Here is a 24,070-nt window from a genome sequence, read left to right as displayed (position 1 = left end):
TGGGCTCTGACCCCGGCGAGTTACCATGGGCGTATCCCCGGACGGACTCGGATAGCCGCATGTGCACCTTCATTACCCTGTTCCTGCCCGCATCCTTATCGCACGTTGAAGCCGCCGCGATCATGCGGCGCAGTGGCCGGCGCCTGTTTGCGCAGGATTCGCCCAGCCTGCAGGCCGCGGTCGGGCCTGGCTGGCAGCCGTGGCTGAGCGCCGCGCACTGCGATTGCGGTACTGCGCTGGCCTCGTCGCGGGCCGAGCGGGAGTGGAAGGGCGATGCTGAACGCTGGCGCAGGAAGGGCTGGAGCGAAGCCAAGATCGCCCGCGCGCTGGCCGAGCAGCGAGCGCGCCATGAACAGGATCAGCAGGTACGTCGCGATGAAGCAGTGGGCGACGCCGGCCAGTGGCTGCAGCGCATCGATGCCCTGCTGGCCGCAAGCGCGGCGCGCGTCGGACTGCTGGTACGCGACTACGACGGTTCGGTCGGTGCCCGGCAGCCGAAGCCGCCGGAACGGCGCTGGTCGCGGGATCAGCTGGCCGCAGCGGACCTGCTGGCGCTCATGCCGGGCACGTTGCACTGGATCGAACGCGGGTAGTGCCGGCCGCTGGCCGGCAACCTGCGGGGAAATTCATCCACGCATGGCGTGGCTCTACTGTAGCGCCGAGCCCACGCTCGGCGGCCTTCATTCGTCTTCGTCGATGAACGCGTAACCGCCGTCAATGAGCTGCTGCAGGTACGCATCGAAGCTTGGCGCGATGACTGCGTAGCTGTCCGGATCATGCAGATAGCGCACCACCTGGCCGACGGTGCCGCCCGGTGCCGGATCGAAATCCAGGTACAGCATCGAGGTGCCGCCGTTGTTCATGCAGTGCGAGAAGCACAGGCGCTTGCTCATCGGCAGATCACCGTCGATGCCTTCACCCAGGATCTCCGGCTCCTCATCCAGCCACTCTTCGTAGATGGAACGGATGCTGTCGTCCCACCGCTGCTGGTCCTCGAAGATCTGCGCGACCGATCGCAGGTAGTACGGATAGCCGCCGCCCTCGACATCCGAGCCGAGCATCAGCACGCAGACCTTGCCCGCGGGGTACTCCCGGTAGTGGGTGCCATCCACGCGCGACAGCAGTTCCACCAGGCTGCCCGGCACCTGCGGCCACTGCACATGCAGGCGCTGCAGGTCTTCGGCGCTGGCGCCCTGGACATGTACCCACTGCGGGGCATCCTCGGCAGGCAAACGCGGGATCAGGCCAGACAGAAAGCGATCAACAAGATTCATGCGAAAAAAGGGGACGGAGGGGATTAAGTCGTATCCAACCACACCTGCGTCACGCCGCCAATGCAGAATGCGACGCGGGAGGGGCGTTTACGGCTTAATCCCCTCCGTCCCCTTTTTCTTGCGGAGCAGGCGCATGAATCGTTGGCGATGCGGTGTGGCGGTGATCCTGGGGCTGGCGGCGATGCCGGCGTGGGCGGCGATGAAGACGCAGCCGGTGGAGTGGAAGCATCAGGGCACGACCTTCAGTGGCGTGCTGGTCTATGACGACGGCGAGCATGACAAGCGCCCGGGCCTGGTGATGGTGCCGAACTGGAAGGGTGTGAACGAATCGGCCATCGAGAAGGCCAAGCAGCTGGCCGGTGACGACTACGTGGTGCTGGTGGCCGATGTCTACGGAAAGGGCGTGCGGCCGAAGACCGATGCCGAGGCCGGGCCGGTGGCCAGCAAGCTGCGCAACGACAGGCCGCTGCTGCGCGCGCGTGCGCTGGAAGCGGTGAACGTGCTCAAGGCGCAGGCTGGCAAGGTACCGCTGGATGCCAGCCGGATCGGTGCGGTCGGTTTCTGTTTCGGTGGCACCACGGTGCTGGAGCTGGCTCGCGCCGGTGCGCCGCTGGCCGCTGTGGTCAGCCTGCACGGCGGGCTGGGTTCACCGCTGCCGGCGCAGGCCGGTGGCAGCCATCCGTCGGTGCTGGTGCTCAACGGCGCCGACGACAGGAGCGTGACCGCCGAGGACATCGCTGGCTTCCAGAAGGAAATGGACGCGGCCAAGGTCGATTGGGAGTTCACCAACTACAGCGGTGCGGTGCACTGCTTCGCCGAGCGCGACGCCAACAGCCCGCCGGGGTGCCAGTACAACGAGCGGGCGGCCAAGCGCGCGTGGAAGGCGCTGGATGAGTTCTTCGAGGAGCGCTTCGAGAAACATTGATTCGTGCAGCGGTAGTGCCGGCCGCTGGCCGGCAACCTCATGATGCTGCGGATGTCATCGGGAATGCCGGCCAGCGGCCGGCACCTACCGATGCTTCAATGCCGGCCAGCGGCCGGCACTACCAGATGCGGTCAATGCGACCGTTTCAGTGCCGGCCAACGGTCGGCACCCACCGGAATGCCGGTTTGGTAGGTGCCGACCGTTGGTCGGCACTACCGGTCAATGCGAGCGCTGCACCGCGTAGCGGGCCAGGCCACGCAGGGCGGCCACGGCATCGTTGTCGCCCAGGCCATCGAGCGCGCGCTCGGCGGCTTCGGCATATTCCTCGGCACGCGCGCGGCTGTACTCCAGGCCGCCGGTGGCACGGATCGCGGCCAGCACTTCCGGCATCGCCGAGGCGTCGCCGTCCTGCACGATGGTGCGCAGGCGTTCGCGGGTAGCGTCGTCGGAGTGGGCCATCGCGTGGATCAGCGGCAGCGTGGCCTTGCCCTCGGCGAGGTCGTCGCCCAGGTTCTTGCCCAGCTCCTCGGCGTTGGCCGAGTAGTCCAGCACGTCGTCGGCAATCTGGAACGCGTAGCCCAGATGCATGCCGTAGTCGAACAGGGCCTGTTGCTTGGCTTCGTCTACGCCACTGGCCAGCGCGCCCAGGCGGGTGCCGGCGGCGAACAGCACCGCGGTCTTGCGCTCGATCACGCGGAGGTACGCGGCTTCGTCGGTATCGGGGTTGTGCACGTGCAGCAGCTGCAACACCTCACCCTCGGCGATGCGGTTGGTGGCATCGGCCAGGATCTGCATCACCGGCATGCGCTCCAGCTCGACCATCAGCTGGAAGCTGCGCGAGTACAGGAAGTCGCCCACCAGCACGCTGGGCGCGTTGCCCCACAGCGCGTTGGCGGTGCTGCGGCCACGCCGCAGGCTGGACTCGTCCACCACGTCGTCGTGCAGCAGGGTGGAGGTGTGGATGAACTCGATGATCGCCGCCAGCTGGTGGTGTTCTGGGCCGGCCTGGCCCACCGCGTGGCCGGCCAGCATCACCAGCATCGGGCGCAGGCGTTTGCCGCCGGCGGAAATGATGTGGTCGGCGATCTGGTTGATCAGCACGACGTCCGAAGACAGCCGGCGCCGGATCAGGGCGTCGACGGCGGCCATGTCGGCCGCGGCAAGCGACTGGATCTGGGGCAGGCCCAGGGCGGGACGGGTGTCTTCGGTGATGGTCATGCGATCAGGCTTTCAGGCTCACCACTGATTATAGGCGCTGGCCGTGAATTCGGGCGCAAACCGGTCCGCGCGGCAATTCCAGCCCGGCCTGCGCGGCCCTCCGCGTGAATACGTATGCAGGTTGCGCCATGCCCGGGAGGCCACCGCTAAGCTTGCCGGATCAGGATTTCGGCCCGCTGCTGGCGGGTCCCGCATGCCCGGAGGGGGGCTGTCGATGTCGCACTATCCATGGTGGCGCGGAGCCGTCATCTACCAGATCTACCCGCGCAGTTACCTTGATGCCAACGGCGATGGCGTGGGCGATCTGCCCGGCATCATCCAGCGCCTGGACCACATTGCCGCGCTGGGCGTGGATGCGATCTGGATCTCGCCGTTCTTCAGGTCGCCGATGGCCGACTTCGGCTACGACATCGCCGACTACCGCGACGTCGATCCGCTGTTCGGCAGCCTGGACGACTTCGACCGCCTGCTGGCCAAGGCCCACGGCCTGGGCCTGAAGGTGATGATCGACCAGGTGCTGAGCCACACTTCGATCGAGCACGCCTGGTTCCGCGAGAGCCGCCAGGACCGCAGCAATCCGAAGGCCGACTGGTACGTCTGGGCCGACCCGCGCGAGGATGGCACGCCGCCGAACAACTGGCTGTCGCTGTTCGGCGGCTGTGCCTGGCAGTGGGAGCCACGGCGCGAGCAGTACTACCTGCACAACTTCCTGGTCGACCAGCCGGACCTGAACTTCCACAACCCGGACGTGCAGCAGGCCACCCTGGACAACGTGCGCTTCTGGCTGGACCGCGGCGTGGATGGCTTCCGCCTGGATGCGATCAACTTCTGCTTCCACGACGCACAGCTGCGTGACAACCCGGCCAAGCCCGCCGACAAGCGGGTGGGGCGCGGCTTCAGCCCGGACAATCCGTACGCCTACCAGTACCACTACTACAACAACACGCAGCCGGAGAACCTGCCGTTCCTGGAGCGCCTGCGCGCGCTGCTGGACGAATACCCGGGGGCGGTCAGCCTGGGCGAGATCTCTTCGGAAGACTCGCTGGCCACCACGGCCGAGTACACCCGCGATGGCCGCCTGCACATGGGCTACAGCTTCGAGCTGCTGGTGGACGACTACAGTGCGGCCTACATCCGCGATACGGTCTCGCGGCTGGAAGCGGCGATGACCGAAGGCTGGCCGTGCTGGGCGGTGTCCAATCACGACGTGGAGCGTGCGGTCAGCCGATGGGGCGGTCACCCGGCCGATCCGCGCCTGGCGCGGATGCTGGTGGCGATGCTGTGCTCGCTGCGCGGCTCGGTCTGCCTGTACCAGGGCGAGGAGCTGGGCCTGGCCGAGGCCGAGGTACCGTTCGAGGCCCTGCAGGACCCGTATGGCATCACCTTCTGGCCGAATTTCAAGGGCCGTGATGGCTGCCGCACGCCGATGCCGTGGACAGATGCGCCATTAGCCGGTTTCACCACCGGGCAGCCCTGGCTGCCGATCCCGGCCGAGCACCGCGCGGCGGCGGTGGCCGTGCAGGAGCGCGACCCGCATTCGGTGCTGGCGGCGTTCCGCGCGTTCCTGGCCTGGCGGCATACCCAGCCGGCCCTCCTGCACGGCAGCATCAGATTCCTTGAAAGCGCCGAGCCTGTGCTGCTGTTCGAGCGTATGCTTGCAGATGAAACCCTCCTGCTGGCCTTCAACCTGTCGGCCGAGGCGGTGACCCATCCGCTGCCGCCGGGGAACTGGCAGCAGGTGGCGGTACCGGGCCCGGATGCGGGCACGGTGCAGGGCAACGAACTCCAGCTGCCGCCGCGCGCGGTGTATTGCGCCCGACGCAGCTGACCGTTTTCTCCGGTGGCGGTACTTGCGGGGACGGGGCCGAAGCGCCCCGTCCCTTTTTTATGAGCGGCATGGCCGGGCGCCGGTCGGTGGCATGCCGGTGACCGGGCGAAAGAAAACCCGCTGCCTGCGCAGCGGGTTTCCGGTCCTGCTCCTGGCTTCCGTCGCCGGGCATGGCCCGGCGCTACCGATGGGGTGGTTGCCGGCCAGCGGCCGGCACTACCCGGCTGTGGTCAGAACTTGTAGTTCACGCCCAGCATGTAGGTGCGGCCCCATTCGATGTACTCCAGCGGGCGGTCCTTGCTGCCGGCGTAGGTGCGGTACGGCTCGTTGGTCAGGTTGCTGCCCTGCAGCAGCAGGGTCAGGCCACGCAGGGCGCTGCTGTCGCTGAAGGTGTAGCTGACCTGCGCATCGGTCACGTTTTCGCCGACGACATAGCGCAGGCTGCGGTTGCCGTTGAAGTTGCCGATCTCACCGATGAAGTCCGATCGGCGGCGCTGGCTGACGCGTGCTTCAAAACCGCTGCGCTCGTAATAGGCAGTGAAGTTGTACACGCGCTTGGACAGGCCCGGCAGGCTGATCGGGTCACTGCCCACGCTGGAGGCGCTCTCCGGATCCAGGATGGTGATGTCGCTCTTGTTGAAGGTCGCGCTGGCCTGCACGCCGAAGCCACGCAGGCTGTCGGTCAGCATCTCCAGCGGGAACGATGCGGTCAGCTCCAGGCCCTTCAGCGTGCCGCCCTTGCCGTTCTGCGGCGCGGAGAAGGTGCCGGTGGTCAGCACCGGTGCGGTCATGCCCGGTGGCGGCACGTAGCTGCCCAGCAGCGCGGTGAAGTCGTAGTTGTCTACCGACTGGGTGTAGACGTAGCTCTTCAGGTCCTTGTAGAAGATCGCCGCGGCGACGTAGGCCTTCTCGCCGAAGTACTTCTCATAGGACAGATCCAGCGCGGTGGCACGCCACGGGTCCAGCAGCGGGTTGCCGCCACTGCCGCCGGGGCGGCCGGTGCCGGTGTCCACGCCGAACTCCAGGCCGGCGCGCATCTGGTCCACACGTGGGCGTGCGACCTGCTTGGCGACGGCGAAGCGCAGCGTCTGCTGGTGCGGGAACAGGAAGGCCAGGTTCAGGCTCGGCAGCCAATCGTTGTAGGTGCGGCCGTTCGAGTATGGCTGCACGTTGTTGCCGGCCGACTGCGAGCTGTCCCAGTAGCGCGAATCCGAGCTCTGGTCGGTGTGCTGCATCTGCACGCCGATGTTGCCGCGCACGCCGACGTCGCCGATGTCGGCGTTGATGTTCAGGCGCGCCCAGGCGGTGGTGATCTTCTCCTGCACCGTCCACGACTTGGGAATCAGGTAGTCCAGGTTGTCGACCGGGTTGAAGGTCATGTAGCGGCCGACCGCGGCCGGGACGTTCCAGGCCGGGATGGTGCCGAGGCCGGCGAAGCCGAGGTTGACCGGGCGATACTGCAGGTCCGAGGCGATGTTGGCATCGCCCTGCGCACCCAGCAGGATGTTGCCTTCGGACTGGGTCTTCACCTTGCGGCGGTCGGCGTAGTTCACGCCGATGTCGATGTCCGGCGCCCACGACGCGATGGCATCGGGCAGCGCGATGGTGGCGGCCAGCTTGCCACCCTTCAGGCGGTCTTCCACCTGCGGCACCTTGCCGTAGCCGGAGCCGTAGATGGTGTTGGTCAGGAACAGCGCATCGGGATTGGAGTAGTTCAGGCCCGGGCTGATCTGCGAGAAGCCGTTCTGGCGGATCGACACGCCGACCGTATCCAGCTGTGGCATCGGGGTCAGCTGCAGGTTGTTTTCCAGGTTCAGCTCATCGCGCGTGGCCTTGGAGTAGTTCAGGTCGGCGACCAGCTTGACGCCGCTGAAGTTGAACTCGTTGTTCCAGCCGAACGCATCGATCTTGTCCTTGCGCTTGTTGTACATGCCGCGCACCAGCGGGTACACGCCGCTGGCGGTGCCGCCGGTGAACGAACCATTGGCGTTGACCTGCGGGTTGCTGACCAGCAGGCCCGGGGTGTAGTTGCCGTTGTAGTTGCTGAGGTTCAGCTCGAACTGGTTGGCGGTGTCGATCTGCTCGGCTTCGGTGTGGAATGCATCGAAGGTGCTGGTCCAGCTGTTGTTCGGCCGGAACTGGATCGTCGCCATCACGCCGTCGCGCTTGTTGTTGCCGGTGCGGCGCAGCGCCTTGATGCCATCGGAGAAGTAGGTGCCGACGCCCACGCCCGGACGGTCGCCCTTGTCGGTGTGCTCGGTGGTCCACGGCTCGTACAGGCCGACCTGGTTCTCCTGGATCGGCATGTCGCTGTGCGCGTAGCCGATGGCGATGCCCAGGGTCTTGTCCAGGAACTGGTCGATGTAGCTGGCGCTGAAGCGGTTGCCGTATGGATCGACGTTGGCGGCGCGGCCCAGCGAACTCTTCTGGTAGCGGCCACTGACCGCGATCACGCGCTCGCCGAAGCTGAGCGGGCGCGCGGTCTGCATGTCGATGGTGCCCGACAGGCCCTGGCCGACCAGCGCCGCGTCCGGGGTCTTGTACACCGTCACGCCGTTGACCAGCTCGGACGGGTACTGGTCGAACTCGACGCCGCGGTTGTCGCCGGTGCTGACCACTTCGCGGCCGTTGAGCAGGGTGGTGGCGAAGTCCGGCGACAGGCCGCGCACGCTGATCACCTGCGCACGGCCCGCCACGCGCTGCGCGGCCAGGCCGGGCAGGCGCGAGATGGACTCGGCGATGCTGACGTCGGGCAGCTTGCCGATGTCTTCGGCGGAGATCGCTTCGACCACCGAGGTGGCGTCCTGCTTGACCGCGATCGCGCTCTCGATGCCGCGGCGGATGCCGGTGACCTGCACCGTATCGAGGTTGGTGGCGGCGGTGCCGGCCGGCGTGGTGACGCTCTGCGTGGACTGTGCCGACGCCAGCGTCGGCGCCAGGACAACGGCCAGCGCGATGCTCAGCGCGCTGCGCTTGTGGTTCAACATTTTCCCCTCCCAGGCAATGTTGCAGATCGATTTGTGAGCGTTCCGGCGGGGCCGTGAACGTGCGACGCGGTGGCCGCTGTCGTCGCCGCTATGGTAGGCAGCGCGTTCTTCGCGGGAATCACCCTGCATACGTATTCAATGGCGTCTGCAGGGATGTAATCGCTTTCAAGTATCTCGCTCTGTAGAGCCGAGCCCATGCTCGGCTGCATTTCGGTGCTACGCACCGCCGCCCGAGCGTGGGCTCGGGCGCTACGGGGGCGCAGGCAGGAAAACGTTCAGCGGACCGGCGTGAAGCGAATGGCCTGGCCACCGCCCGGTGCCAGTACCAGCGTCAGTGCATCGGCGCTGGTCACCTCGCGGGTTTCGCGTGCGAACGCGAATGGATTGCTGCGGAAATCCGCGTCCCCGCCATCGCGGTAGATCTCGGCGCGATAACGCACGCCCGGCTCCAGGAAGCCCAGCGATACCGGCAGCATGCGGCCGTGCTCATCGGTGATGCTGCCGAGGAACCAGTCGCGGCTGTTGCGGTCGCGGCGCACGATCGTCACGTAGTCGCCCACTTCACCATCGAGCACGCGGCTCTGCTCCCAGTCCACCGCCACGTCCTCGATGAAACGGAACGCCTCGCGATGCTGCAGGTAGTGTTCGGGCAGGTCGGCGGCCATCTGGATCGGGCTGTACAGCACCACGTACAGCGCCAGTTGGCGCGCCAACGTACTGGGGATGGCCTGGCCGTGGCGGCCCTTCAGGCTGAGGATGCCGGGGGTGTAATCCATCGGCCCGGCCAGCATGCGGGTGAACACCAGGTTGACCTCGTGCTCCGGCGGGTTCGGCGGCTGGCCCCAGGCGTTGTACTCCATGCCGCGCGCGCCTTCGCGCGAGATCCAGTTGGGATAGGTGCGGCGCAGGCCGGTGTCCTTGATCGGCTCATGCGGGTTCACCGACAGGTGCCGGCGCGCGGCCTCCTGCACCACCTTCAGATGGTGGCGGGCCATGAACTGCCCGTCGTGCCACTCGCGCCACAGCGGTCCCCCTGCCGGATTGCGACGATCGACCTGGCCGTCGTCGCACACATAGCCGGTCTTGAACTGGTCCACGCCCAGCCTTGCATACAGGTCCAGCGCGGCACCCAACTGGTCCTCGTAGTGCTCGATGGCGCAGCCGGTTTCATGGTGGCCGATCAGGTGTACGCCCTTCTTCAGGCCATATGCCGACAGCGCTTCAAAGTCGAAATCGGGCGTGGCCCGGGTGAAATCGAAGTCATAACCATTGCCCACCCACATGCCGTCCCAGCCCGGGTTCCAGCCTTCCACCAGCACGCCACGGAAGCCGTGCGCGGCGGCGAAGTCGATGACTTTTTTCGTCTTGGCGGTGGTAGCCGCATGCTTCGGCCCGGTCGCCCAGCTCTCGTTGTCCAGGTGCATCGACCACCACACGCCCAGGTACTTGGCTGGCTTCACCCAGCTCACATCGCCCAGCGCGTTGGGTTCGTTGAGGTTGAGGATCAGGTCTGATTCGACCAGACCACCGGCACGGTCGGCGATCTGCAGCGTGCGCCACGGCGTGGCGAAGGGCAGGGCGCGGCGTACCTTCCAGCCTTCGGCCGAGGGCGAGAGCTGCGCGCGCAGGCGCTGCCCCTCGGTGCGCCGCAGCCACATGCCGGCATAGTCCACCAGCGCCGCCTCGTGGATCGCCAGATGCAGGCCATCGCGGCTGCGCAGGGTCATCGGCGTATGCACCAGCGGTACTTCGCGTAGCGGCGTGCGCTGGTAGAGGTATTCGTAGTGGATCGGTTCGCCGGCGGGGATCCACCAAGCGGTGGATTCAGGCGCGATGGCAAACTCGGTCAGTTCGTCATCGATGATCGCCTCGCGCAGGTTCGGTTGCTCAGGGAACACATAGCGGAAGCCGAGACCATCGTCGTAGACGCGGAACACCACATCCAGCCGTCGCTTGCTGCCGGTGGTTTCGGCCAGCTGCACGGTCAGCTCGTTGAAGTGGTTGCGGGTGAGCCGGCGCTCGCCCCACGGCTGCTCCCAGCTGTCGTCGACGCTGCGCTGCTGCTGGCCAAGCAGGGCGAAATCGCGGTCCAGGCGACCGTCGCGCAGGGCAAAGCCAAGCTTCGAATCCTCCACCACGGGTTCGCCGAAACGCTCGACGCGGTAGCGCGCGGTGCCGCCGTCCAGCACGAGGCTGACCTTCAGCACCTTGCCGGGTGATTCGACGCTGGCGACCTGTGGCGCGGCCTGTGCCAGCGTGGCCCAGGCCAACAGGACCAGGCCGAGCAGGTGCGCGATTGCCGCGCGTACAGCAGTGGGTGACATCGGCAGTTCCCCTCCCAAGGCGCCGTTGGCAGACCCGGACCATAAGCCAGCACAGCAGGCGCGCTACCGCGTGGCGCCATGAATACGTATGCAGTTGGACGCAGCCGACAGCCCCGCGTCTACCATGGGGCCAAGGCACCTTGAGGGAGGGGCCGTGCCCGCCCGCCGGCAGCGACGGTGCGGACCTACAACGCGTGCAGAGAGGGAGGGAGGCCGACGGGCGCAAGCCGGTCCGCCGCTTCGATGCTGAAGATCATTTGCCTGACCGCTGCCCTGGGGGCAGCGCTGGGGACGACCGCGCAGGCGGCCGACCTGCAATTCGACGGCCGCCATGCGCGCGCCGAAGCCGCTGCCAATGGCAGCTTCGTGCTGCATGCGCCGAAGGGCGCAGTGCAGATCGCAGCCGCACCGATGCGCAGCCAGACCGGCAGCGTGATGTTCGATGCACTGTTCGCGCTGGCCCAGCAGGAGATGGACCAGGACCGCGTGGATGCGATCCGCGATCCGGCCTTCGACGAGGGCCGGCCGGTGCCGTGCGAGTGCTTCCAGACCGGCGCGCGCTGGCCCTATGTGTGGACCCGCGATATCAGCTTCGCCGCCGATCTGGCACTGGCACGTCTGGACCCGCAGCGCACCCGGCAGTCGCTGCAGTTCAAGCTGTCGGCAGCCCGTGACGGGCGTACGCCCGGCCTGTTCGTGGCGCAGGACACCGGTTCCGGCGGCAGCTGGCCGATCAGCAGCGACCGCGTGGTGTGGTTCCTGGCGGCACGCCACCTGCTGGAGGACCGAGCGTTTGCCGATCAGGTCTGGCAGGCGCTGCAGGGCACGCTGGCGCAGGACCGCGCGATGGTGTTCGACGCGCAGATGGGCCTGTACCGCGGCGAGACCTCGTTCCTGGACTGGCGCGAGCAGACCTATCCGGACTGGACCCGCGAGGACGTGCGCTTCATCGGTGATTCCTACGCGCTGTCCACCAACGTGCTGCACTACCAGGCACTGCGCCTGGCCGAACGCCTGGCCGGGCAGCACGGCGATGCCCGCGCGGCTGAGTACAAGGCGTGGGCCGATGCGTTGGCGCAGCAGATCGATACGCGCTTCTGGCGCGAAGACATCGGCCAGTACATGAGTTACATCGGTGAAGCCGCGCACCCGGTGCCGTACGCCAAGGTGGATCTGCTCGGCCTTTCGCTGGGCATCCTGGCCGGGGTGCTGCCGCCGGAGCGCGCGCGGCGTGCGCTGGCGGCGTATCCGATGGGCCCGGCCGGCAGCCCGGTGGTGTGGCCGCAGGAGGCGCAGCAGCCGATCTACCACAATCGCGCGATCTGGCCGTTCGTCAGTGCGTACTCGCTGCGCGCGGCGCGGCAGCTGGATGATGCGCCGCGCATCGCCGCCGAAATCCGCTCGTTGATGCAGGGCGCCGCGCTGGCCGGCTCCAACATGGAAAACTACGAGCTGGTCAGCCAGGCCGTGCATGTCGAGGAAGGCGCACTGAGCGGCCCGGTGGTCAATTCCGAACGCCAGCTGTGGTCGGTGGCCGGCTATCTGTCGATGGTGGTCGAAGGCGTATTCGGCGTGCAGGACGATGGCCGCGTGCAGCCCAAGCTGCCGGCCGTGCTGGTGCCCGAACTGTTCGGCACGCAACGCCGCATCTCCCTGGAGGCCAACGGCAAGCGTTATGTGCTGGATCGGCCGAAGCAGCTGGCCGATGGATTGCTGGTAGCGGGCAAGGTGAAGATGCGTGGTGCCACCACCACCGTGCAGCTGGTCCCCGCAGCAGCGGCGCCGCGCAGCGTAGCAATGACGGCCGACGCCAATGCGCGCGCACCGGCCACGCCGGCCGCACCGCAGGCGCGGCGCAAGGGCAGGGGCTGGAACGTCGAGGTCGCTGCCGGCCAGGTGCTGTGGCAGGACGGTCGCGCGCTCACCGCCAGCAACGGCCAGGCGCACATCAGTGACGATGGCCTGCAGCATTGCCTCAGCCTGACCCGGCGCGACAACGCATTGGAATCGCTGCACAGCCCGACGGTCTGCGTCGGTCCGCAGCAGGTGCTGAAGGGCGAGGATCGCTGGCAGTTCACCTCGGCCAAGGCCGGGCAGGTGCGTCTTCGCCTGCAGTACCGCAACCCGAACGGGCCGATCAACACCGGTGTCACCGCTGCGGTGAAGCAGCTGGTGCTGCAGTGCCCGGGCCAGCCGTTGCAGCGGCACACGGTTACGCTGCCGCACAGCGTGGCGGTGCAGGACTCGACTTCGGCAACGTTCGTTGTGGCCAAGGGGCAGTGCAACGTCGCGCTCGAAGAAGGCTTCAACATGAGCGCGCTTGAACATTTCGCGCACTACACCGGGGGCAAGGGGGGCCGCGAAGGCGTGCTCAACCAGGCCCAGGTGCAGGCGCTGACGGTGGCGCCGGTGGCGATGGAAGAGGGTGCACGATGAATCGCACGGCAAAACCGCAGCTGTCGTTCTGGCAGATCTGGAACATGTGTTTCGGCTTCCTCGGCATCCAGTTCGGATTCGCCCTGCAGAACGCCAATGCCAGCCGCATCTTCGAGACGCTGGGCGCGGATATCGACGCGGTACCAGGGCTGTGGATTGCCGCGCCGCTGACCGGCCTGCTGGTGCAGCCGGTAATCGGCTACCTGTCCGACCGCACCTGGACGCGCTGGGGGCGCCGTCGTCCGTACTTCATGATCGGTGCGGTGTTGACCACGCTGGCGCTGCTGGTGATGCCGAACTCGCCGACGCTGTGGATCGCGGCCGGCACGCTGTGGGTACTGGATGCCTCGATCAACGTATCGATGGAGCCGTTCCGTGCCTTCGTCGGTGACCAGCTGGCGCCACGCCAGCGTCCGGCCGGCTATGCCATGCAGAGCTTCTTCATCGGCGTGGGTGCCATCGTCGCCAGCTTTCTGCCGTTCATCCTGGCCCACTTCGGCGTTGCCAACACCGCGTCCGCCGGGGAAGTGCCCGACACTGTGCGCTATGCGTTCTACTTCGGCGCGGTGGTGCTGCTGGCGGCGATCACCAGGACGGTGGTCAGCACCCGCGAATATTCACCGGCGGAGCTGGCCGGGTTCGATGATGCCGAGCCACCGGAACATCACGCGGCGGCCGCGATCAACGGCCCGGCTTCATGGACGCGGGTCACCCTGTGGCTTGGGCTGGGTGTGCTGTTGGCGCTGCTGATCGCCTGGCGGCAAGGCGACCGGATGCTGTACGTGCTGGCCGGCCTGTGCGCCGGCTACGGCCTGCTGCTGGCGGCCGCGCGCGCGCTGCCGGCCACGCATATGCTGGCCGCCATCGTCGGCGACCTGCGCGCGATGCCGGTCACCATGCGCCGCCTGGCGTGGGTGCAGTTCTTCTCGTGGTTCGCGCTGTTCGCCATGTGGATCTACACCACCGCTGCGGTGGCCGGTACCCACTTCGGTTCGACCGATCCACAGTCGGCCGCCTACAACGAAGGTGCCAACTGGGTGGGCGTGCTGTTTGGCGCCTACAACGGCTTCGCTGCGCTGGCGGCGGTGCTGATTCCGCCGATGGTGCGTGCGATCGGCCTGCGCTGGAGCCACCTGGTCAACCTGTGGCTGGGCGGCGCCGGCTTGGTCTCGCTGATGTTCATCCGCGACCCGCACTGGCTGCTGCTGTCGATGGTCGGCGTCGGCTTTGCCTGGGCCTCGATCCTGTCGTTGCCGTATGCACTGCTGTCCGACAGCGTGCCGGCGTCGAAGATGGGCGTGTACATGGGCATCTTCAATTTCTTCATCGTGATCCCGCAACTGGTGGCGGCCAGTGCGCTCGGCTTTGCCCTGCGCGCATGGCTGGGTGGCCAGCCGATGCATGTGCTGGTGCTGGGCGGCTGCAGCCTGTTCCTGGCCGGCCTGTGCGTGCTGCGGGTTCCGTCCCGTCCGGAGGTGGTGTGATGCGTGGTGTCCTGGCTGTTGCTGTTTCCCTTGCCCTGTTCGCCGGCCAGGCCGTGGCCACGCCGCGCCCGGACTACGTCGGCACCACCGAGCCGTTCGCCAGCGATGCGGTGTACTTCGTGGTCACCGACCGCTTCGTCAACGGTGACCCGGCCAATGACCATCGTGACCAGGGTGGCGCGCACCGCACCTTCGACATCCCAGTGCCGTGCCCGGACAAGGTGGACGGCAACATCGGCTACCTCGGTGGTGATTTCCGCGGTGTGCTCGACAACGCGCAGTACATCCGCAACCTCGGTTTCGGCGCGGTATGGATCACGCCCATCGTCGACAACCCGGACGAGGCGTTCACCGGCAGCAAGCCGATCAGCTGCACCAGCACGCTGACTGATCGCGGCAAGACCGGCTACCACGGGTACTGGGGCATCAACTTCTACAAGCTCGATGAGCACCTGCCCAGCAAGAACCTGGATTTCGCCGGGCTGACCAAGGGCCTGCACGGTGCTGGCTTGAAGGTGGTGCTGGATATCGTGGGCAATCACGGCTCGCCGGCCTGGACCATGCCGACGCGACAGCCGCAGTTCGGCCAGATCTTCGACAAGGACGGAAAACTGATCGCCGACCACCAGAACCTGCCGCCGCAGAAACTGGATCCGAAGCACAACCCGCTGCACGCGTTCTACAACAACATTGGACCGGTCGACAGCAAGGATGGCTCGATCTTCGATGGCAACCTGGCTGAGCTGTCCGACTTCAACCAGGACAATCCGGCGGTGATGGACTACCTGGTCGGTGCCTACCTGCAATGGACCGCGCAGGGCGTGGACGCATTGCGCATCGACACCATCGGCTGGCTGCCGCACCCGTGGTGGCATGCCTTCGTCAAGCGCATCCGTGCCGAGCACCCGGGCATGTTCATGTTTGGCGAAGCCTTCGACTACAACGCGGCGACCATTGCCGAGCACACCTGGCCATCCAATGCCAACGTGAGCGTGCTCGATTTCCCGTTGCGCGGGGCACTGGAGCAGACCTTCGGCACCGCCAACAAGGGCTTCGAGACCCTGGCTGAGCCACTGCACCTGAGCGGTGGCCCGTATGCCAATCCGTACGAGCTGATGAGCTTCTACGACAACCACGACATGCCGCGCCTTCAGGCCAGCGACACCGGCTTCATCGACGCGCACAACTGGCTGTTCACCGCGCGCGGCATTCCGGTGGTCTATTACGGTTCGGAGACCGGCTTCATGCGCGGCCGCGCCGAGCACGCCGGCAACCGTGCCTACTTCGGCCAGCCGCGCGTGGACGCTGCACCGCAGAGCCCGATCTTCGCGCCGCTGCAGCGCATTGCCAAGCTGCGCGAGGCCACCCCGGCCCTGCAGCGCGGCCTGCAGGTGAACGAACGCCTGCAGGGCGATGAGGCGGTGTTCTTCCGCGTGCTGCAGCAGGGCGAGGTGGCGCAGACCGCGCTGGTGCTGCTGAACAAGGGCGACAGGGCAAAGAGCTTCACTGTGGCGCGTTACGTGCAGGCGGGCCGCTGGCGTGATGCGCTGGACGGCGGTTCGTTGCAGGTGGATGCCTCCCTGAAGGCCGAAGTGCCCGCACACGGCGTGAAGGTGTATGTGCTGGATGCCGCCGTGCAGCAGCCAGCGCTGCAGGCCGAGCTGGACAAGGCGATGACCGACCAGAAGGCTCGGGACCAGCGTCTGGGACGGTGAGGGCGCCGCCGGGCATGGCCCGGCGCTACCGCTCTGGTGGGTGCCAACCTCGGTTGGCACGCTCTTCGAGCAGTCGAGCAGGCTCGACCCTACAATAGGCCCCCCTCACGCCCCGCCGTACCGCCATGACCGACCTCGCCCCGCAGACCCCGATCGAAACCCTGTTGAAGGCGGCGATGGACGGGGCGGTGCCGATCCGCGCCTTCATGGAGGCCTTCGTCGCTTCCGAGGTAGTGCTGCTGACCGGCAGCCTGGTCACGCCCGACGGCAGCGGCTTCGACCCGCTGCTGTTCGACAAGCAGGGCATCCTGCACGTGGCCGTGTTCACCGATCCGTCGCGGGTGGGCATCTACAGCCAGCAGGCCGAACACCAGATCCGCTGGCGGATGCTGGACGTGCTGCGCCGCGTGCCGGGTGGCTATGGCGTGGTGATCAACCCGGGCACCCAGCTGGGTTTCGAGATCTCGCCCAGCGGCGTCGGCGAGATCCTGAAGGACTTCGCCCAGGGTTGATTGTCATGTAGAGCCGAGCCCATGCTCGGCTGCCGTTCGCGCCATGCCGGATCAGTCGAGCACGGCCCGACCCTACAGAACGCTTCCCTTCGGGTGCAGTACGTGGTTCCTTTTGGATAACATCAGGATCGAGGCTCTGCTGTGGAATTGAAGGAATTACCTGTCGGCTCACCGGCACGATCACGCCATTCCCGCTCCGCACTGATCTTCCTGATCGCGGCGATCGTTGCCGCGCTGGTGTCCGTGCCCCTGCTGCGCGCGGTGGGCATCGTGCAGTGGCCGGCATTCGCCATTGCCTGGCTGATCAACCTGGGTTCGGCCTGGTATCTGGCCCAGTGGGCACGCCAGCAGGGCCGTTCGGCGTGGGCCTACGGATTGCCGGCGGTGCTCGGTACCGTCGCTTCGATCGTGGTCTATGTGCTGTTGGCGTTGCTGGGGCCGAAGGCCGGGGCACGCTGAACCTGCGCGCCTGTCGCGGGTAGTTTGCCGAGCACGGCTCGGCACTGGCACTAGGGTAAGACCAAGCCAAACAACAAGGGCGAGGCCAAGAGCGATCCCGCCCTGCGGCGCCTACCCGCGCAGCGACGATTCCCGCACCACCAGCTTCACCGGGATGCTCTGGCCCTCCACCGGTTGCCGGCCGATCAGCGTCAGCAGGCGCTCCACCAGCAGCTGGCCGGCCTGCTTGGTGTCCTGCTGGACCGTGGTCAGCGCCGGGGACACCGAGGCCGCCAGCGGGATGTCGTCGAAGCCGGTCACCGCCACGTCCTGCGGCACCCGTAGCCCGGCCTCGCGCAGGGCGCGCATCGCACCGATTGCGATCAGGTCGCTGGCGGCGCAGATCGCATCGATCGGCTCGCCACGCGCCAGCAGCGCCTGGCAGGCCTCCTGGCCGGAAGCCTCGGTGGTGATCGCATCGTGCTGCAGCGCCGGTTCGGCGGCCAGGCCGTGGTCCTGCAGGGCCGCGACGTGGCCGCGGTAGCGTTCCTGGAATTCGGGGTAATGGCTGGAGGCATGGCCGAGGAAGGCGATGCGGCGGCAGCCCTGCTGCAGCAGGTGGGTGGTGATGTCATGCCCGCCCTGGAAGTTGTCGCTGCCGATCGACACGCCCGGCTGGCCGGGCAGGGCGGCGCCCCAGCGCACGAAGTGCGTGCCCTGTTCGACCAGCCGCTGCAGGCGGTCGCGCGATTCGTGGTAGTCGCCGTAGCCGAGCAGGATGATGCCGTCGGCCTTGTTGCTGTCCTCGTAATCGGCCTGCCAGTCGGTGGACAGCTGCTGGAACGAGACCAGCAGGTCCTGCCCGTGCAGCGCGCAGGCGCGGGTGATCGAGCCCAGCATCGAATGGAAGAACGGATTGATCAGCGAATCGTCGTTGGTCGGGTCTTCGAAGAACAGCAGGGCCAGCGTGCCGGCGTTGCGCAGGCGCAGGCTGGAGGCGTTCTTGTCGACCTTGTAGTTCAGCTCGCGGGCGATGCGCAGGATGCGCTCGCGGGTCTCGGCGTTGACCATCGGGCTGCCGCGCAGGGCCCGCGACACGGTTGGCTGGGAGACCCCGGCCAGATGGGCGATGTCCAGGGAGGTGGCTTTGCCTTTGATCGTCATGGGAACGCGGGAGGGGACAGGGGGAAGGGTGCCCGGGCATGATGCCATGGGGTGGCTGCCGGCCGTCCTGGCCGTCACTGCTTGTGGCCACGGTCGCGGTCGTGCGACGGTCAACACCATAGCCTGATGGAGCCAAGCGGTGACCTTTCGCCTGTACCCGGGTGTCCCCGACGATTTCGAGGCGCGGATCCGCATCCTTGCGCCAGAGGAGGGTGGGCGTCGCAGCCCGGCCCGGAACGGTATCCGCTGGGACTTTGCCTACGCCGATGACGCCGGGGCGCCAGAGCTGTTCATGATCTGGCCCGACTTCCGTCACGCCGAGGGCGACAGCTGGGCGACCGAGCTGCCGCTGCCGGTGGGCGAGCCCCTGTTGGCCGGCCTGACCGTGGTCAATGAGGTGCTCAGGGCGGGGCTGCACCGGGAGCGTATCCGGCCCGGCGTGCGCTTCCACTGCCATGAAGGGCCCAGGGTGGTGGCGGTGGGGAAGGTTACACGGGTCACCGGCTTGCTGCTGGATCGCCCCCTGCTTCGTTGAGGTCGGTTCCGACCCGGATCGGCCGGATTCCCGACGGGCCGGGGGCGAAGGGAATGGTAAGATGCATCGTTCCGATATCCCCCATTCGCTACCGTGGGAGGTCCAGCGTATCGGCACCCCGTCGGGTGTGCTATCACTGGTCCAGCCCCGGACAACGGAAGAATCCATCTATGGCGCGCGGCATCAACAAAGTCATCCTGGTCGGCAACCTCGGCAACGACCCGGACGTGAAGTACACCCAGAGCGGCATGGCGATCACCCGCATCAGCCTGGCCACCACCAGCGTCCGCAAGGACAAGGATGGCAACCAGCAGGAACGTACCGAATGGCACCGCGTGGTGTTCTTTGGCAAGCTCGGCGAGATCGCCGGCGAGTACCTGCGCAAGGGCAGCTCGGTCTACGTCGAAGGCAGCCTGCGCTACGACAAGTACACCGGCCAGGACGGCGTTGAGAAGTACTCCACCGACATCGTTGCAGATGAAATGCAGATGCTGGGCGGCCGCGGTGAAGGTGGCGGCGGTGGCGGTGGTGGCAACTACGGCGGCGATCGCCCGCAGCGTCAGCAGGCGCCGCGCCAGGAGTACGGTGGCGGTGGCCAGCGTGGCGGCCAGGGCGGTGGCTATGGCAACCAGGGCGGCAACCAGGGCGGCGGTTACGGCAACCAGGGTGGCAACCAGCGCCCGCAGCCGCAGCAGGCGCCGCCGATGGACGACTTCGCTGACGACGATATTCCGTTCTGATCGGACGCTCGCCTGCAGCAGAAAAGAAAGCCCCGCTCATGCGGGGCTTTTCTTTGTCCGCGATTGCTACGGAGTTGTGCCCCGCAGCATTGAATTTTCGTGCACCGCAACTTGCAAGCATCCAATTTCCTCCCCTATGGTGCAATCGATTGCATTGCTGTGGATCGTTGCGTTTGATACCGGTTGGGAGGCCGGAAGGTGGATGTCCATCCATTCGATCAGACCGGCTCCTTCGAGGGGGCTCACGCGGCGCGATGCGCTGCGCATGGCGGTTGCTGGAGGCGTAGCTCTGGGTACTGCGGGAGCGTTGCCTGCATTCGCCACCACTGCACCGCTGAAGGGCAACCTGAAGCAGGCCGTGGCCCGCTGGACCTTCCCGCAGCTGTCAGTTGCCCAGCTCTGCGCGACGGTGAAGGACATCGGCTTTGCCGCGATCGACCTGGTCGGCCCCGAAGACTGGCCCACGCTGAAGGCCCATGGCGTCTACAGCTCGATGTGCAACGGCGCGGAGCTGGGTCTTACCAAGGGCTTTGCCGGCCGTGAGTTCCACGACCAGCTGGTAGAGCGCTACACGCGGCACATCGATCTGGTGGCCGATGCCGGTTACCGGAATCTCATCTGCTTCTCCGGCAACCGCAACGGTATGGACCCGCATGACGGCATGGCCAATGCCGAGGCTGGCCTCAAGCGCATCCTCGGGCATGCCGAGAAGCGAGGTGTGGTGCTGGTGATGGAGCTGCTCAACTCCAAGGTCGATCACCGCGATTACCTGTGCGACCACTCGGCCTGGGGCGTGGAGCTGTGCCAGCGGCTCGGCTCGGACAACTTCGGCCTGCTGTACGACATCTACCACATGCAGATCATGGAGGGCGACATCATCGCCACCATCGGCAAGCATCACGCCTGCTTCAAGCACTACCACACCGCAGGCGTGCCTGGCCGGCATGAGATCGGAGACCAGCAGGAGCTGAACTATGCAGCGATCTGCCGCGCGATCCGCGACACCGGTTTTGAGGGGTATCTGGCGCAGGAGTTCACGCCTGCCGCGCCCGATCCCGTTGCCTCATTGCGCGAGGCGATCCGCCTCTGCGACGTCTGAAACGATATCCACCCAGGTGAGAGACCCATGGCAGATAATCACTACGACGCCATTGTTGTTGGCTCGGGAATCAGTGGCGGCTGGGCAGCGAAGGAGCTGACCGAGAAGGGCCTGAAGGTCCTGATGCTGGAACGCGGGCGCAACATCGAGCACGTCAAGGACTACGTCAACGCGATGAAGGAGGCGTGGGATTTCCCGCACCGCAACCGGCCAACGCAGGCAATGAAGGCCGCGTTCCCGGTGCTGATGCGCGACTACGGGCTGGCTGAGAACCTGGAAGGGATGTGGGCCAACGAGCAGGACTCGCCCTACATCGAGACCAAGCGTTTCGACTGGTTCCGCGGCTATCACGTGGGTGGCCGTTCCTTGATGTGGGGGCGGCAGAGCTACCGCTTCTCCGATCTGGATTTCGAGGCCAACCTCAAGGACGGCATCGCCACCGATTGGCCAATCCGCTATGCCGACATCGCGCCGTGGTACGACCATGTAGAGAGGTTCGCCGGCATTGCCGGCACGCGCGAAGGACTGGACGTGTTGCCGGACGGCGAATTCCTGCCGCCGATTCCCTTGAACATCGTCGAGAAGGATGTGGCCGCGCGGATCAAGAAGGCCTTCGGCGGAACACGGCACATGATCCACTCGCGCACTGCCAACATCACCCAGCCGATGCCCGAGCAGGGCCGCGTGAACTGCCAGTACCGCAACAAGTGCATCCTGGGCTGTCCCTTCGGTGCCTATTTCTCGACCCAGTCGGCGACGCTGCCGGCGGCGATGAAGACCGGCAACCTGACGCTGCGGCCGTTCTCGATCGTCAAGGAAGTGCTCTACGACAAGGACCGCAAGCGTGCGCGTGGCGTGGAGGTGATCGACGCCGAAACCGGGCAGACCTACCAGTACACCGCCAAGGTCATCTTCCTCAACGCGTCGTCGTTCAACTCCACCTGGCTGCTGATGAATTCGGCGACCGACGTCTGGGACGGGGGACTGGGTTCTTCGTCGGGTGAGCTGGGGCACAACGTGATGGACCATCATTTCGGTGCGGGCGCCTCGGGCCGGGTCGAGGGCTACGAAGACAAGTACTACTTCGGCCGCCGGCCCTGCGGCTTCTACATTCCGCGTTTCCGCAATGTCGCGTCCGACAAGCGCGGCTACCTGCGCGGGTTCGGTTACCAGGGCGGTGCCAGCCGCACCGGCTGGTCGCGCGAGATCGCCGAGCTGAACATCGGTGCCGACCTGAAGGAGGCGCTGACCGTGCCGGGCGACTGGCGCATCGGCATGACCGGGTTCGGTGAAATGCTGCCGCACCACGACAATGCGATCCGCCTGGACCGCAACCGCAAGGACAAGTGGGGGCTGCCGGTGCTGGCGATGGATGTGTCCATGCGTGCCAACGAACTGGCGATGCGCAAGGACATGGCCGCCGATGCCGCCGAGATGCTGGAGGCGGCCGGGGTCAAGGACGTGAAGATGCACGACAACGACTATGCCCCGGGCAAGGGCATCCATGAGATGGGGACCGCGCGCATGGGACGTGATCGGAAGAGCTCGGTGTTGAATGCACACAACCAGGTCTGGGATGCGCCCAATGTCTATGTGACCGACGGTGCCTGCATGACTTCCAGCGCCTGCGTGAATCCCTCGCTGACGTACATGGCGTTGACGGCCCGTGCCGCCGACCATGCGGTGCGCGAACTGAAAGCGGGGAACTTCTGATGGATCGCCGCGAACTGCTGAAGATGATCGTCGCCGCCACCGGTGCGGCCATGGTTGGCCTGCCGGCGCTGGTGCAAGGGCAGGCGCCGGCCGCGGGGGCAATGCCCGCGTTCACCGATGCCGATATCGGCACGCTGGACGAGATCGCCGAGACCATCCTGCCGCGGACCCGGACACCCGGGGCGAAGGACGCGGGCGCCGGTGCGTTCATGGCGACGTTCGTCAGCGACTGCTACACCGCTCGCCAGCAGGCGGTGTTCCGTGCCGGCCTGGCCGACATCGACAAGCGTGCCGGTGGCCGCTTCCTGTCGCTCACGCCGGAGGCACGCACCGGGTTGCTGCGTACCCTGGATGCCGAAGCCAAGGCGCGCAATGCCGATGTGACCGAGACCGGTACGCCAGAAGAAGGCGAGGCGATGCCGCATTACTTCACGATGATCAAGCAACTGGCCATCTTTGGCTTCTTCACTTCCAAGGTCGGTGCGACCGGGGTGCTGCAATACGTCGCCGTGCCGGGACGTTACGACGGCGACCTTGCCTACGTTCCCGGTACGCCTGCATGGGGGACCAGCTGATGGGCGACACCCGGATGATCCGCGCTCTGCTGGGCACCGCCGGCCTGCTTGCCGCTGCGACGGCATTCGCACAGGACGGTGCCGATGCTGCGCGTGACCCGAAGAAGACCGAGGTGTGGACGCCGGTGCCTGCGGTGGTGGCCACGCCACCGGGCAAGGCACCGTCGGACGCCATCGTGCTGTTTGATGGCAAGGATGTCTCGGCCTGGGAGGCGGAGCAGGGAGGGCGTGTACCCTGGAAGGTTGCCGATGGCGCCATGACCGTCGTTCCGGGCAGCAAGGGCATCCGCACCAGGCAACGCTTCTGCGATATCCAGCTGCATGTCGAATGGCGTACCCCCACCGAGACGAAAGGCTTCGACGGCCAGAACCGGGGCAACAGCGGCATCTTCCTGCAGGAACTGTATGAGTTGCAGGTGCTCGACAGCTACCACAACCCGACGTATGCCAACGGCCAGGCGGGGTCGATCTACAAGCAGGCGATGCCGTTGGTGAACGCCTCGCGCGCACCGGGGCAGTGGCAGGCCTACGACATCATCTGGAAGGGACCGCGCTTCTCTCCGGGCGGTGGGCTGCTCTCGCCGGCGCGCATCACGGTGCTGCACAACGGTGTTCTGGTGCAGGACGATACCGCTGTGGCGGGCAGGACCGAGTACATCGGTCCTCCCTCCTACTCACCGCACGGATGTGCGCCGCTCTATCTGCAGGAGCATGACTCCAGGGTCAGCTACCGCAACATCTGGGTGCGCGAACTGTAGCGGCACGCGGCCGGCGTGGTCGCCGGCCGCCTACTTCGCCAGATAGCTGGCGAGGTCGTCGATCTCCTGCTGCGACAGCTGGGCAAAGGGCGGCATCAATCCTCCGCCCTTCCTGATCTTGTCCTTGACCTGGGCGGGCTGAAGCCGCTTGCCGACGTCGGTAAGCGCCGGGAAGGTCGGCGGTACGCCGGCGCGTTCAGCACCGTGGCAGGCAGTGCAGTGCTGGGCGTAGAGCTTCGCGCCGGCGGCCGGGTCGTCCTTGGCCCACGTTGCCGTCGCAACGCTCATGCCGCCCAGGGCGACGGCCACTGCCAGGATCATTTTCATGTGGGGCTCCTTCACGCG

Annotated in this window: 20 protein-coding genes; 14 read left to right on the top strand and 6 right to left on the bottom strand. The window is 66.6% G+C overall.

Annotated features, from left to right (window positions below):
• Positions 1–59: 59 nt before the first annotated feature.
• Complete coding sequence (locus tag AC5P6A_RS01790; protein WP_495222203.1) at positions 60–593, top strand: hypothetical protein; 534 nt, start codon at positions 60–62, stop codon at positions 591–593.
• Between the two features lie 87 nt (positions 594–680).
• Here AC5P6A_RS01790 and AC5P6A_RS01785 read toward each other — a convergent pair whose 3' ends face one another.
• Positions 681–1,274, bottom strand: coding sequence for an SMI1/KNR4 family protein (locus tag AC5P6A_RS01785; RefSeq protein ID WP_180876173.1), 594 nt, complete (start codon positions 1,272–1,274; stop codon positions 681–683).
• A 133-nt stretch (positions 1,275–1,407) separates the two neighbouring features.
• Here AC5P6A_RS01785 and AC5P6A_RS01780 point away from each other — a divergent pair, with 133 nt between their 5' ends.
• Complete coding sequence (locus tag AC5P6A_RS01780; protein WP_180876170.1) at positions 1,408–2,199, top strand: dienelactone hydrolase family protein; 792 nt, start codon at positions 1,408–1,410, stop codon at positions 2,197–2,199.
• Between the two features lie 219 nt (positions 2,200–2,418).
• On the opposite strand, the gene AC5P6A_RS01775 is transcribed toward AC5P6A_RS01780, so the two are convergent.
• Positions 2,419–3,417, bottom strand: a complete 999-nt coding sequence (locus tag AC5P6A_RS01775; RefSeq protein WP_111101859.1) for a polyprenyl synthetase family protein — start codon at positions 3,415–3,417, stop codon at positions 2,419–2,421.
• A 214-nt stretch (positions 3,418–3,631) separates the two neighbouring features.
• Between AC5P6A_RS01775 and AC5P6A_RS01770 the strand changes: the two genes are divergently transcribed.
• Positions 3,632–5,245 carry an alpha-amylase family glycosyl hydrolase gene (locus tag AC5P6A_RS01770; RefSeq protein ID WP_180876167.1) on the top strand — a complete coding sequence of 538 codons (1,614 nt, stop codon included), beginning with the start codon at positions 3,632–3,634 and terminating at the stop codon, positions 5,243–5,245.
• Between the two features lie 230 nt (positions 5,246–5,475).
• Here the strand turns inward: AC5P6A_RS01770 and AC5P6A_RS01765 are convergent, their stop codons facing one another.
• Together AC5P6A_RS01765 and AC5P6A_RS01760 are read right to left on the bottom strand one after the other, a co-directional pair.
• Entirely contained in the window at positions 5,476–8,232 is a 2,757-nt protein-coding gene (locus tag AC5P6A_RS01765; protein ID WP_180876165.1) for a TonB-dependent receptor, read from the bottom strand.
• A gap of 275 nt (positions 8,233–8,507) precedes the next feature.
• Positions 8,508–10,562: a glycoside hydrolase family 97 N-terminal domain-containing protein gene (locus AC5P6A_RS01760; protein WP_180876276.1), complete on the bottom strand. Its 2,055-nt coding sequence runs from the start codon at positions 10,560–10,562 to the stop codon at positions 8,508–8,510.
• Positions 10,563–10,799: 237 nt separating this feature from the next.
• Between AC5P6A_RS01760 and AC5P6A_RS01755 the strand changes: the two genes are divergently transcribed.
• The 5 genes from AC5P6A_RS01755 to AC5P6A_RS01735 all read left to right on the top strand — a co-directional run bounded on the left by AC5P6A_RS01755 (position 10,800) and on the right by AC5P6A_RS01735 (position 17,162).
• Positions 10,800–12,992 carry an MGH1-like glycoside hydrolase domain-containing protein gene (locus AC5P6A_RS01755; protein ID WP_346714662.1) on the top strand — a complete coding sequence of 731 codons (2,193 nt, stop codon included), beginning with the start codon at positions 10,800–10,802 and terminating at the stop codon, positions 12,990–12,992.
• The gene (locus tag AC5P6A_RS01750) at positions 12,989–14,476 is read left to right on the top strand and encodes an MFS transporter (RefSeq protein WP_180876161.1); all 1,488 of its coding nucleotides are present in this window, start codon (positions 12,989–12,991) and stop codon (positions 14,474–14,476) included. Before AC5P6A_RS01755 ends, AC5P6A_RS01750 begins: the two co-directional genes overlap by 4 nt.
• Positions 14,476–16,191 carry an alpha-amylase family glycosyl hydrolase gene (locus AC5P6A_RS01745; RefSeq protein WP_019659381.1) on the top strand — a complete coding sequence of 572 codons (1,716 nt, stop codon included), beginning with the start codon at positions 14,476–14,478 and terminating at the stop codon, positions 16,189–16,191. The genes AC5P6A_RS01750 and AC5P6A_RS01745 overlap by 1 nt, the downstream gene beginning before the upstream one ends.
• 125 nt (positions 16,192–16,316) lie before the next feature.
• Complete coding sequence (locus tag AC5P6A_RS01740; RefSeq protein WP_134735501.1) at positions 16,317–16,703, top strand: SseB family protein; 387 nt, start codon at positions 16,317–16,319, stop codon at positions 16,701–16,703.
• Positions 16,704–16,844: 141 nt separating this feature from the next.
• Positions 16,845–17,162: a hypothetical protein gene (locus AC5P6A_RS01735; RefSeq protein ID WP_111201188.1), complete on the top strand. Its 318-nt coding sequence runs from the start codon at positions 16,845–16,847 to the stop codon at positions 17,160–17,162.
• Between the two features lie 111 nt (positions 17,163–17,273).
• Here AC5P6A_RS01735 and AC5P6A_RS01730 read toward each other — a convergent pair whose 3' ends face one another.
• A complete protein-coding gene (locus tag AC5P6A_RS01730; protein ID WP_180876159.1) occupies positions 17,274–18,305 on the bottom strand; it encodes a substrate-binding domain-containing protein in 1,032 nt (343 codons plus the stop codon).
• A gap of 139 nt (positions 18,306–18,444) precedes the next feature.
• Here AC5P6A_RS01730 and AC5P6A_RS01725 point away from each other — a divergent pair, with 139 nt between their 5' ends.
• From AC5P6A_RS01725 to AC5P6A_RS01700, 6 genes are all read left to right on the top strand, one after another.
• Positions 18,445–18,840: a hypothetical protein gene (locus AC5P6A_RS01725; protein ID WP_164143932.1), complete on the top strand. Its 396-nt coding sequence runs from the start codon at positions 18,445–18,447 to the stop codon at positions 18,838–18,840.
• Between the two features lie 170 nt (positions 18,841–19,010).
• Positions 19,011–19,580, top strand: a complete 570-nt coding sequence (locus AC5P6A_RS01720) for a single-stranded DNA-binding protein (protein ID WP_043396898.1) — start codon at positions 19,011–19,013, stop codon at positions 19,578–19,580.
• A 202-nt stretch (positions 19,581–19,782) separates the two neighbouring features.
• Positions 19,783–20,679 carry a hydroxypyruvate isomerase family protein gene (locus tag AC5P6A_RS01715; protein WP_329859012.1) on the top strand — a complete coding sequence of 299 codons (897 nt, stop codon included), beginning with the start codon at positions 19,783–19,785 and terminating at the stop codon, positions 20,677–20,679.
• 27 nt (positions 20,680–20,706) lie between these two features.
• Positions 20,707–22,392: a GMC oxidoreductase gene (locus AC5P6A_RS01710; protein WP_134735498.1), complete on the top strand. Its 1,686-nt coding sequence runs from the start codon at positions 20,707–20,709 to the stop codon at positions 22,390–22,392.
• On the top strand, positions 22,392–22,967 hold the full coding sequence (locus AC5P6A_RS01705) for a gluconate 2-dehydrogenase subunit 3 family protein (protein ID WP_021203063.1): 576 nt from the start codon (positions 22,392–22,394) through the stop codon (positions 22,965–22,967). The genes AC5P6A_RS01710 and AC5P6A_RS01705 overlap by 1 nt, the downstream gene beginning before the upstream one ends.
• Positions 22,952–23,725: a 3-keto-disaccharide hydrolase gene (locus AC5P6A_RS01700; RefSeq protein ID WP_346714663.1), complete on the top strand. Its 774-nt coding sequence runs from the start codon at positions 22,952–22,954 to the stop codon at positions 23,723–23,725. The genes AC5P6A_RS01705 and AC5P6A_RS01700 overlap by 16 nt, the downstream gene beginning before the upstream one ends.
• A gap of 30 nt (positions 23,726–23,755) precedes the next feature.
• Here the strand turns inward: AC5P6A_RS01700 and AC5P6A_RS01695 are convergent, their stop codons facing one another.
• Positions 23,756–24,052, bottom strand: coding sequence for a c-type cytochrome (locus AC5P6A_RS01695; protein ID WP_019659367.1), 297 nt, complete (start codon positions 24,050–24,052; stop codon positions 23,756–23,758).
• Between the last annotated feature and the right edge of the window lie 18 nt (positions 24,053–24,070).

The sequence above is a fragment of the Stenotrophomonas sp. YJH_SMC_20 genome, assembly GCF_059367845.1.
This window is presented reverse-complemented; position numbering and strand designations above follow the sequence as displayed.

Bases quoted from the DNA above. Each gene is read 5' to 3' on its own strand.
- AC5P6A_RS01715 (WP_329859012.1), top strand. From the start codon at position 19,783: ATGTCCATCCATTCGATCAGACCGGCTCCTTCGAGGGGGCTCACGCGG.
- AC5P6A_RS01750 (WP_180876161.1), top strand. From the start codon at position 12,989: ATGAATCGCACGGCAAAACCGCAGCTGTCGTTCTGGCAGATCTGGAAC.
- AC5P6A_RS01710 (WP_134735498.1), top strand. From the start codon at position 20,707: ATGGCAGATAATCACTACGACGCCATTGTTGTTGGCTCGGGAATCAGT.
- AC5P6A_RS01785 (WP_180876173.1), bottom strand. From the start codon at position 1,274: ATGAATCTTGTTGATCGCTTTCTGTCTGGCCTGATCCCGCGTTTGCCT.
- AC5P6A_RS01770 (WP_180876167.1), top strand. From the start codon at position 3,632: ATGTCGCACTATCCATGGTGGCGCGGAGCCGTCATCTACCAGATCTAC.
- AC5P6A_RS01755 (WP_346714662.1), top strand. From the start codon at position 10,800: ATGCTGAAGATCATTTGCCTGACCGCTGCCCTGGGGGCAGCGCTGGGG.
- AC5P6A_RS01700 (WP_346714663.1), top strand. From the start codon at position 22,952: ATGGGGGACCAGCTGATGGGCGACACCCGGATGATCCGCGCTCTGCTG.
- AC5P6A_RS01765 (WP_180876165.1), bottom strand. From the start codon at position 8,232: ATGTTGAACCACAAGCGCAGCGCGCTGAGCATCGCGCTGGCCGTTGTC.
- AC5P6A_RS01705 (WP_021203063.1), top strand. From the start codon at position 22,392: ATGGATCGCCGCGAACTGCTGAAGATGATCGTCGCCGCCACCGGTGCG.
- AC5P6A_RS01780 (WP_180876170.1), top strand. From the start codon at position 1,408: ATGAATCGTTGGCGATGCGGTGTGGCGGTGATCCTGGGGCTGGCGGCG.
- AC5P6A_RS01695 (WP_019659367.1), bottom strand. From the start codon at position 24,052: ATGAAAATGATCCTGGCAGTGGCCGTCGCCCTGGGCGGCATGAGCGTT.
- AC5P6A_RS01775 (WP_111101859.1), bottom strand. From the start codon at position 3,417: ATGACCATCACCGAAGACACCCGTCCCGCCCTGGGCCTGCCCCAGATC.
- AC5P6A_RS01745 (WP_019659381.1), top strand. From the start codon at position 14,476: ATGCGTGGTGTCCTGGCTGTTGCTGTTTCCCTTGCCCTGTTCGCCGGC.
- AC5P6A_RS01740 (WP_134735501.1), top strand. From the start codon at position 16,317: ATGACCGACCTCGCCCCGCAGACCCCGATCGAAACCCTGTTGAAGGCG.
- AC5P6A_RS01790 (WP_495222203.1), top strand. From the start codon at position 60: ATGTGCACCTTCATTACCCTGTTCCTGCCCGCATCCTTATCGCACGTT.
- AC5P6A_RS01730 (WP_180876159.1), bottom strand. From the start codon at position 18,305: ATGACGATCAAAGGCAAAGCCACCTCCCTGGACATCGCCCATCTGGCC.
- AC5P6A_RS01720 (WP_043396898.1), top strand. From the start codon at position 19,011: ATGGCGCGCGGCATCAACAAAGTCATCCTGGTCGGCAACCTCGGCAAC.